A 10104-nucleotide genomic window follows, 5' to 3' on the forward strand; every position below is an offset into this window, starting at 1 on the left:
CAGTCGCCTGATGCGTGGGCTGGGCTCAAGTATCTACCCCCGCAACGTCGACTACCCGGCGTTCAACGAGGTGCACTGGGTGGCCCCGGCCGAAGCCGTCTGGGCGGCCCGCGCCTTGGCGGCCACCCACCACGCCAGCGGCGGCTGGAGTGTGGGTGCGGTCGCCCTGGTGGCCGGTTGGGCCGCGCGCACCATGTCCGCGGACACCACCATCGCCGCGGTGTTTCCCGATGGCCCGCAACGCTATTTCGACACCATCTACAACGACGACTACTGCCGCGAACACGGCCTGCTCGACAAATTCCCGCCCGAGGAGCCGGCCACCATCGCCGACCCCACCGGGCAGGTCGTGCAGTCCTGGACCCGCTGCGCCACCGTCGTCGACCCCACCGCAGCACTGCGATGAGGACATCGGTCTCCCGATTCGCAACGCCGACCGGCCCAGCTCGAAGGTTGACGATCAACCGTTGTAAACCTCGGCTCCCAGATGCTGATGCTGCGTCCGGCGGTCGCCGCCTCCGTGAGCAGTGCCGTTACGGTGACCGGGTCGCGGTACCGGCGGATACCGCAAGTCGGTCGGGCTCCGCGCAGCGGCCGTCGTCTGCTCCTGAGCCGCGCACACTCGTCGGCATCCTGCGTGCAACCGCGTCCCGCTATCCCGACGCGCCCGCGCTCGAAGACGGCACCGTCGCGCTGACATATCGTGAGCTGATCGCCGACATTCAGGAGCGGGTGGCGTGGCTGGCGGCCGGCGGGATCGGCCGCGGTGACCGCGTGGGAATTCGCATGACGTCAGGCAGCAACGCCTTGTATTTCGCTATCTTGGCGACGCTGGCCGCGGGCGCGGCCTATGTGCCGGTGGATGTTGAGGATCCCGAGGAGCGGGCCGAGCTGGTTTTCAGCGAGGCAGGGGTGGTGGCGGTGATCACCGAGCGGGGGCTGGCCCGCGGTCCCGGCTCGTCACGGGGTCGGCGGGTCGGCGCGCCGCACGGCGATGACGACGCCTGGATCATTTTCACCTCCGGGTCTACCGGGGCCCCGAAAGGAGTTGCCGTCACTCACCGAAGCGCGGCGGCGTTCGTGGACGCGGAGGCACAAATTTTCCTGCGGCACAACCCGATTGGGCCGGGCGACCGGGTGCTGGCGGGATTGTCGGTGGCGTTCGACGCCTCGTGTGAAGAGATGTGGCTGGCGTGGCGACACGGCGCGTGCCTGGTACCGGCGCCGCGTTCGCTGGTGCGCAGTGGCAGGGATTTCGGGCCATGGCTGATGGCCCGCGACGTCACGGTGGTGTCTACGGTGCCGACGCTGGCCGCGCTGTGGCCGGCCGAGGCTCTGGAGGCGGTCCGGCTGTTGATCGTCGGCGGCGAGGCGTGTCCGCCCGAGCTGGCCGAGCGGCTCGCGGTAGAAGGCCGGGAAGTGTGGAACACCTACGGGCCCACCGAAACCACGGTAGTAGCCTGCGCTGCCCAGCTGACCGGCTGCGGGCCGGTGCGCATCGGGCTGGCGCTGCCCGGCTGGGACCTGGCGGTCGTCGACCGCGACGGCGAGACGGTGCGCGACGGTGAGGTCGGTGAGCTGGTGATCGGCGGTGTCGGGCTAGGGCGCTACCTCGATCCGGAGCTGGACGCCGTGAGGTATGCGCCGCTGCCTAGTCTGGGCTGGCAGCGCGCCTACCGCAGCGGCGACCTAGTGCGGCTGGAGCCCGACGGACTAGCCTTCGTCGGCCGCGCTGATGACCAGGTCAAGGTAGCGGGTCGGCGCATCGAGCTGGGCGAGGTGGACTCCGCGCTGCTGAATTTGCCCGGCGTCAGCGTCGCAGCGGCCGCCGTGCGCTTGACGCCCAGCGGAACCGCGCTGCTGGTCGGCTACATCGTGAGCACCGATCCGTCGTTCGACCTGGTGGCCGCGCGGATTGCGCTGCGGCAAACGCTGCCTGCCGCGCTGGTGCCGCGGTTGGTGCCAGTTGACCGGATGCCTACCCGCACGTCGGGCAAAGTCGACCGGGACGCGCTGCCGTGGCCGGTTGCCGAAAAGACGGACGAAGCGCCGCACCTCAGCGGCACGATGAGCTGGCTGGCGGGCCTGTGGCGCCAAGTGCTGGGTGCTGTCGTCGACGGGCCTGACGCGGACTTCTTCACCCTCGGTGGGGAGTCGCTGTCGGCTGCTCAGCTGGTGGATGCGCTGCGCCAGCGCTATCCGCAGGTGACGATTGCCCAGCTGTACGACCATCCCCGGCTGTCGTCGCTGGCCGGTTTCCTTGACGAACTCGACCCGCCGGTCCGCGCCGCGCCGCGACTAGTACGCCCGATACCGCGCTGGACACAGGCCGCGCAGGTGCTGCTGTCGCTGCCACTCGCGACATTGACCGGCCTGCAGTGGGTCACCTGGCTGGCGCTGATCAGCAATGTGGCCGCGGCGCTGCGTCCGCTGCCGTGGCTGATGACGCTCGACTGGTGGTGGATCATCGTCGGATTTGTGCTGTTCATCGCCCCGCCCGGACGCATAGCCATCGTGGTCCTCGGAGCGCGGCTGCTGCTTTCCGGCATTGAGCCGGGCACCTACCGGCGCGGGGGCTCCGAGCACCTGCGGTTGTGGTTCGTCGAACGCCTCGCGGAGGCCAGCAAAGTGGACAATCTGGTCGGCACACCATGGTTGATTTACTACGCCCGTGCGTTGGGCAATACGGTCGGCAGGGAAGTGGATCTGCACGCCACGCCGTCGGTGACCGGAATGTTGAGGCTGGGCCACCGCAGTGCGATCGAGCCGGAGGTCGATCTGCGCGGGCACTGGCTCGACGGCGACCAGCTTCATGTCGGCCGGGTTTGGATCGGCAACGACACGCTCGTCGGCGCGCGGACCACATTGCTGCCCGGCGCATCGGTGGGCGACAACGCCCATATCGGCCCCGGTTCCAGCGTCATCGGCACGGTCAACGACGGCCAGTACTGGGAGGGTTCGCCGGCGATGATGTCCGGTATGGCCCGTCACCGGTGGCCGCAGCGCCGCCCGCCGCGCGCGCCGCTGTGGGTGGCGGTGTTCGGGCTGACGCCGGTGTTGCTCGGCGGGCTGCCGCTGCTGGCCGAACTCGCGGGACTGGCGGTGCTGGGCTGGGCGGTGCGCGACAGCCGCACGCTGTTTGACGCGATCGTGCCGACCGTGGTTTGGACGCCGGTGGCCGTGTCCGCGACGCTGGCGGTGTACGCGACGCTGACCGTGCTGGGCGTGCGGGTTTGTTCGCTCGGGTTGACAGAGGGCTATCACCCGGTGCGCAGCCGGTTCGGGTGGCAGCTGTGGGCCACCGGGCGGTTGATGGCTGCCGCGCGCATCTACCTGTTCCCGATATATGCAAGCCTGCTGACGCCGTGGTGGTTGCGGTTGCTGGGAGCCAAGGTGGGGCGCGGCACCGAGATTTCCACGGCGCTACTGATACCGAAGTTCACCGTCGTCGCCGACGGCGCTTTCCTAGCCGACGACACCATGGTGGCGTCCTGTGAACTCGGCGGCGGATGGATCCACGCGGCCACCGCGACCATCGGCAAGCGCGGGTTCCTCGGCAACTCCAGCATCACCCAGCCCGGCCGCCGGGTGCCCGATGGCGGGCTGGTCGCGGTGCTGTCGTTGGCTCCGCGCAAGGCCGCGACCGGGTCGTCGTGGCTGGGCAGTCCGCCGGTTCCGCTGCGCCGCCAGGCGGTCGAGGCGGATGCGGGCCGCACCTATCACCCGTCGCTGCGGCTCAAAGTGATGCGAGCCGCCGTCGAGACCGCCCGGCTGATTCCGTTGATGGTGACGTTTGCCATCGGCGTTGCAGTTGTGGATGCATTGCAATGGTTGGCAAGCGAATTCGGCTACGGCTGGGCGGCGCTGGGCAGTGGTGTGGTGCTGCTGGCGGCCGGGGCGATCGCCGGCGGCGCCGCAGTAGCGGCGAAATGGCTTTTGGTGGGCCGCATTGGGATTACCGAGCGGCCGTTGTGGTCAACGTTCGTGTGGCGTAATGAATTATCCGAAGTCTTCGTGCAGACGGTGGCCGCCCCCTGGTTCGCGCGGGCGGCCAGCGGTACGCCGGTGTTGAATCTCTGGCTGCGCGCGCTGGGCGCCTCCATCGGCCGAGGCGTCTGGTGTGAAACGTACTGGCTGCCCGAAGCCGACCTTGCGACGCTGGGCGCCGGCGCCAGCGTCAACCGCGGCTGCGTGGTTCAAACGCATCTGTTCCACGACCGAATCATGCGCACAGGCGCCGTAGTCCTGGAATCCGGAGCTACGCTGGGCCCGCACAGTGTGGCGCTGCCGGCGGCGAGGCTGGGTGCCGGTGCCACCGTCGGACCGGCATCGCTGGTGATGCGCGGTGAGCAGGTGCCATCGTCGACCCGCTGGTGTGGAAATCCCATTGCTCCGTGGGTGTTACGCAACGGACGCCGGGGCCGGGCGGTCGGCGGCCAGACTGAGGACATCGCCGCGTAGACAAATACCCGGGCGGCCAGATGTTTTCAGACATCCGGTATACCGAGGATCAAGCACTACCCGGTTTGGGTCCCGTGGATATGCTTTCCAGCACATGCCCTCAAGTGTTCGTAGAAGGGCAGATGGTAACGATAATAAGCACTCAGCACCGGATCCGCAGTCACGTCCGCGCGTGCCGGCCAATCATGTTTGACAAAGCCCGTACTCGCGCTCACATCGGAGTGCCAAGCCTTGCTGGCACTCCATTGGATCTGCTCACCCGCAGCCCACGAGAGTGCACCTGCAACATACGGGAGGCCTGCCCACGCGCAGAACCTGGCCACAGTCTCGGCGGGGTGTTCCACCAGTTCCTCGGCTTCGAAAACGAGGGGATCTTCCCCGCACACCTCCCGCACCCGGCCGTGCACTTCGCAGAGCCACTGATAGCCAATGCGGTCCAACATCAGGTCAGGGTCCAGGGCATAATGCGAGGCGATTGACTTACGCGGATCACGAATCAGGAAGGCATGGCGAGCACTGCGCAAAAAGGACTCATCCGCAAGGACCGCGGTGTAGCGCTGCTCGGTCGTATCCTTGAAAAAGACCGGACCCCCTGCGGACAGCCGACAAATTGCTGCCATGGCAGCCTCGTGCGACCGCACCACCTCCCCGGCGACGGTCGTCTGCCCGAAGTCCGCAACATGGGAAAATGGCTCGTGCACCACGGCGGTGTCGCCGCGCTCGATCATCATCCGCAGAAAGGCCGTAGAGCAGGATCTAGGCACGCTCCACAGTGCTATGACACCTGGCTGAACGGGCACGGTGGGGCTGCCTGGAGCGCGGACATGCACGGAATCACCCTATCCCTCGGCCGCACGAACAGTCCGCCGCGCGAGAGCAAGCGCTGTCAAGGATAGGGGTCGCGGCGCCGGATCCGGGGAAGGTGTAGGTCCTACCACCTACACGCCCGGTACCTGCTCCTCCAGATCGTCGAGCGAGGATCGGTCACATCCCGCCCTCCTAATCGTTTAAGGGCTCGATCCACCGACGTGGTTATCGGTGTCGGGGTGTCGGAATGGAGGACGCACCCTCTGAGCTGGTGTGATTGTAATACCACACAATAATCCGACCAGCAACGAAAGGCACTTTCGAGGGTGTCGCATGGTGTCAGCTCCGGTTGAATTCTGCGCCGCCTGTTCCGGAACTGACACATGGTTCGCGCCGGATTTAGCGGTGTTCGATGACTAAATCTCGTGTCGTGCGCGGGCCTGGTGCTCGGTGATGACGCGGGCCGAGCGGACCGGCCTGGTGGAGCTGCTGGCGGAGAAGGTTAACATTCCCGAGCCGAAGGTCAAATCGGGTGGGGCGAACCCGGCGCCGAAGCTGTCACACTGGTCGCTGGGATGTGTGCCGGCGCTGACAGTTCGACAAAATTGACGTAGTGCGCAGCAGCGGACGTTGGCGAATGCTGCAACTGGCGACTGCGGGCTTCCTTCTCGTACCGTGGGAATCATCCCATCGAGAAGGAGAATGCGGCAGTGGCGAAGCGACGAAGGTTTGGTCGAGTGTGACCTGGTTCGCGAAACGTCCCCTGCGCTTGCCAGGGCGACACCTAGCGCTGAGACGTCGCTCTTCCAATCATCCGGCCGACAGACTCTACGACCACGAACACCAGGCAAGCGTTGCCTTGCCGCCGGAGATCTGGGCGTTGGTGGCGGCGAACTTTGTCATCGCGCTCGGGTTCGGAATCGTTGCGCCGGCTGTGCCACAGTTCGCCCACAGCTTTGGCGTCGGGGTGGCCGCGGCAAGCACAGTCATCAGTGCCTTTGCACTTATGCGTGTGCTGTTCGCGCCGATCGGCGCTCGGCTGATGCAGCGCTGCGGCGAACGACCTGTGTATCTGACTGGATTGGTGATCACCGCGCTGTCATCTGGAGCATGTGTGTTCGCCCAAAGCTTCTGGCAATTGCTGGTTTTTCGTTCACTCGGCGGTATCGGCTCCACGATGTTCACGGTCTCGGCGCTCGGCTTGATCGCACGGATCGCACCTCCGCACGGCCGTGGTCGGGTGTCCGGATTGTATGCGACCAGCTTCCTGCTCGGCTGGATTATTGGGCCCCTGGTTGGCAGCGTGTTGGTTCACTTCGGTCTGCGCGTTCCGTTCGCCATCTATTCATCTGCGTTATTGATTGCGGCGGCGTTGGTTTATCTCAAGCTCCGCAATTCGGCCATCGCGGCATCCGGGAAGAGCGGTCCGCCAAGCCGCATGTCTTTTCACGACGGGCTCGCCGTACCGGCATACCGCGCCGCGTTGTGGTCGAATTTCGCCGACGGGTGGGTAGTTGACGGCGTCCGCATGGCGCTCGTGCCGCTGTTTGTCATCGAAGTGCTGGGCGCCGACCCCGCAATCGCCGGGATTGCGCTCACCGTGTTCGGCGCTGGCACTGCACTTATGCTATTCCCGGCGGGGCGGCTCTCCGACCGGTTTGGGCGCAAGCCGTTCCTGCTCGTCGGCACGGCCGTGTCCGGCATCGCGACGGTGGCGATGGGTTTCACCGCCTCGTTGCCGTCGTTCTTGGCCGCTGCGCTCGTCGCTGGTCTCGGTTCGGGACTGATCAATTCGACGCAGCAGGCCGCGGTCGCCGACATCGTCGGGTCGAAGGCGCGCGGTGGGCCGGTGTTCGCCGCATTTGGGATGGCGGCAGATATCGGTGCTGTGCTCGGTCCGATCGTCGCCGGAGCGCTGGCACAGTGGCTTTCGTACTCAGCGGCGTTTGCAATTACCGGCGCAGTACTGCTGATCGCCACTGTCGGCTGGTTGTCGGTCGCGGATACCTTGGCTCGTCCAAGTCATCCGGCAGCGACGACTCCGACCAGTGATCAGACGAGGGAAGCCGCCTTGGGCCGCGATCCCTCCGCTGGCGCCAACTGACCAACGCGCTCACAGAGGCGGTCGGCGATCTTGTCGGCGTGGTCATCACCACCACGTCGGCGCCAGTTCCCATCGTGTGATCCGTTCCAGGGCTATCCGTTCCATGTTAGGCAACTCGGGTTCACCCACGCGTCGGACCGTCCACTGCGGATTCGCGGATAATTAGCCGAAGCCATCGTCATAGCGGACCGGCCGGGCGGTTATCATCGCAGGGCTTTGCAGGGCTCGGTAGTTCGCGGCGGTCTGGAGGGAATGTTGGTAGTTGAGCGGGACTGCCCGCCGTCAGCGGCGTCTGGAGGTGCGGGTGAGCACGCCGGCAGGCGGCGTGGCGCGCCCGTCGCCGGTCGGCCCGATCGTGCTGGATCGCGCTGGTGACCGGGACCGCGGACCGAGCCGGCGTGCATGCCGACGCGGTGTATCAAGATTTGCGCCGTCGTGTCGTCGACGAGCTGAGCGGGCAGCTGCCACCGGGTCCGGCTCTGCCGGTAATGATTCCCACCGTCGGGTTCGGCGGGCAGAGCCGCGCCGTGCTGACGCACACCATGCGCGAGTTGGCCAGGCAGCGCGCCACGGTGCCGATTTCAGTGGTGCTGCTGGTCAATCGGCCGGAGGCCCGCGAGGCCGACAGCACCCCGTTGCGGGCCCGTGGCCTGGCTGCTGCTAGGAACTCCGCTGCTGTTCGGTTCGCCGTGGCGGAGCTGACGCTGCCGCGCCGGCCGCGAATGGGGGAGCTGCGCCAACTCCTCTTGGAGGCGGTCCTGCAGGTGCAGGGCCTCGATCCCGACCGCACCGTGTGCCTTGTGGGCGACGACGACATCGTGCGGGCGCCGGCCGGGACGCTGGCCGACCTGCATAGGGTCGTCGGCGAGCCGGGGGTGGCAGCCGCCCTCGGCCCTGTGCTGTTCGACTCCGAGCACAGCCCAGCCCCGCTGTGGCCGGCCTTCTTCGCCTCCGACGCGCTGCGCGCCCTGCTGGCCGCCAAGTTTGTGCGGCAACTGCGTCAGGGGCCGCTCGACCCGGCGCGACAAGCCGATTTCGATCACCATGCAGAAGCGATAGCCCTCAGCTGCAACTTCGCGGCGCGCGCCGCGGCAATCCAGCAGGTAGGAGGGTTCAGCCCGCTCAACGAGATCACTAACTTGGCGCGCGACATACACCGCCTCGGCCCCAGCGCGATCGCTGGAACTTGGGACTTCGATCCCGGGCGAGAGGACGTGCTCATCGATCTGCGCCGCCGCGCCCTGCATACCAGCGCGCGGCGAGCGATGGCCGCCTATCAGGCGACCGGGACGCCGTCGGTGGGACAGTGGCGAGTGTGGCGTTTCCGGTCTTCCCGCGTGGATCCAGTGCGGACCGTGGGCGCGCCGGCGGGCGCGCCGGTCCGCATCGCCGACCTCGATCGCCGGCGCACCGCGGAACTGGTCACCGAGCTGAACTCGGTGCTCACAACCACGCTGCGCTACTTCCCGACCGATCTGCCGGTCATCGAAGACTGCCTGGCCGCACTCGGCCTAAGTACGCGCTCCCTGTCGTTCGACGCCGGCTTGGCCGCCCCAGTGGTCACCATTCGCGAGGCCGCGGCCCTGCTCGACCGGCTGGCGGCGGCGCAAAGGGACGCCGACGAGTCGCACTCCGGGTGGGACAAAGGGTAGGATCACCGCGGCGTCACATCAGGTTCGTTCGCATGGCGACTGGATCGGGCGCAACAGTGTCTACCAGGACGACCCGGCGACCCGCCACTGGACTTTAATGATCGCCGCCGAAGCCGCCATGATCGCCGCCGAAGCCGCCATGATCGCCGCCGAAGCCGCCATGATCGCCGCCGTCATGACCGCCTTGGCACCAGGGCTGCCAGTACCCGCACGGAGGGTCATTTGCAAAGAACACAGGCTGCGCTTGAGCACCGGCAGCAGCGCCTATGCCGACGAGCCCCCATCCGAGCGTCACGGCGGCTGCTGCTGCAGCGCGTACCATCCTTTGATTCATAACCTCAACCTTTCTCGGAAAGAAGGTTAATACCCGCCGAGTTCCGCAGCAAAACGTTGGTTGTAGCATTCACGTGCATTTCGGCAGGTTTCAGATGGCCAACCCGGGGTCTTCTCTTCGTGGACGCTACTCATCGGCGGGCTGCATACCCACTCGAAGTGAGTAGCAGCAACGTAAATCGTGCCCTTACCTGTCGCTTGAAAGCCGATGACCAACTGTCGCTTAGCGTGGGATCCGCGAGCAGACAACTGCTGACGGAACTGGAGGTATTGGAGGTGAAGCTCGCCTGCACGGCACCGCTCACGCCGATCGCCGATCCGCGGCCTCACGTCAGCGGCTACAGGAACGTCACGAAGGAGTATTCGATGTTATCGAGCGTTGGCCAGCCGAAGAGCCCCGAAGAAATCCAGCAGGATTGGGACACCAACCCCCGTTGGAAGGGCATCACCCGCACCTACACCCCCGCCGACGTGGTGGCCCTGCAGGGCTCGGTCGTCGAGGAGGCCACGTTGGCCCGCCGCGGTGCCGAGGTGTTGTGGAGCCAGCTGCACGACCTGGAGTTCGTCAACGCGCTGGGCGCGCTGACCGGAAACATGGCCGTCCAGCAGGTCCGCGCCGGCCTCAAGGCCATCTACCTATCCGGTTGGCAGGTCGCCGGTGACGCCAACCTGTCCGGCCACACCTACCCCGACCAGAGCCTCTACCCGGCCAACTCGGTGCCGCAGGTCGTCCGCCGGATCAACAAC

5 protein-coding genes and 3 pseudogenes are annotated in these 10104 nt (G+C 66.7%); 7 read left to right on the forward strand and 1 reads right to left on the reverse strand.

The window, feature by feature from the left end; translation table 11 throughout:
• Both CYU59_RS03455 and CYU59_RS03460 read left to right on the forward strand, forming a co-directional pair.
• Window positions 1–406, forward strand: a pseudogene (locus CYU59_RS03455) (pyridoxal-5'-phosphate-dependent protein subunit beta); the annotation flags it as partial.
• Between the two features lie 47 nt (window positions 407–453).
• Window positions 454–4461, forward strand: coding sequence for a Pls/PosA family non-ribosomal peptide synthetase (locus tag CYU59_RS03460; protein ID WP_363113804.1), 4008 nt, complete (start codon window positions 454–456; stop codon window positions 4459–4461).
• A 56-nt stretch (window positions 4462–4517) separates the two neighbouring features.
• Here CYU59_RS03460 and CYU59_RS03465 read toward each other — a convergent pair whose 3' ends face one another.
• On the reverse strand, window positions 4518–5291 hold the full coding sequence (locus tag CYU59_RS03465; RefSeq protein ID WP_363113805.1) for a hypothetical protein: 774 nt from the start codon (window positions 5289–5291) through the stop codon (window positions 4518–4520).
• 360 nt (window positions 5292–5651) lie between these two features.
• Between CYU59_RS03465 and CYU59_RS03470 the strand changes: the two are divergent.
• The 5 genes and pseudogenes from CYU59_RS03470 to CYU59_RS03490 all read left to right on the forward strand — a co-directional run.
• Window positions 5652–5896 (forward strand): annotated as a pseudogene (locus tag CYU59_RS03470) (hypothetical protein); the annotation flags it as partial.
• Window positions 5897–5905: 9 nt separating this feature from the next.
• Window positions 5906–7372, forward strand: a complete 1467-nt coding sequence (locus tag CYU59_RS03475) for an MFS transporter (protein WP_292975947.1) — start codon at window positions 5906–5908, stop codon at window positions 7370–7372.
• Between the two features lie 371 nt (window positions 7373–7743).
• Window positions 7744–9024 carry a hypothetical protein gene (locus CYU59_RS03480; protein WP_292975938.1) on the forward strand — a complete coding sequence of 427 codons (1281 nt, stop codon included), beginning with the start codon at window positions 7744–7746 and terminating at the stop codon, window positions 9022–9024.
• Window positions 9025–9121: 97 nt separating this feature from the next.
• Window positions 9122–9388 carry a hypothetical protein gene (locus CYU59_RS03485; RefSeq protein WP_292975941.1) on the forward strand — a complete coding sequence of 89 codons (267 nt, stop codon included), beginning with the start codon at window positions 9122–9124 and terminating at the stop codon, window positions 9386–9388.
• A 335-nt stretch (window positions 9389–9723) separates the two neighbouring features.
• Window positions 9724–10104 (forward strand): annotated as a pseudogene (locus CYU59_RS03490) (isocitrate lyase); the annotation flags it as partial.

This window comes from Mycobacterium sp., from assembly GCF_002863225.1.
Taxonomy (GTDB): Bacteria; Actinomycetota; Actinomycetes; order Mycobacteriales; family Mycobacteriaceae; genus Mycobacterium.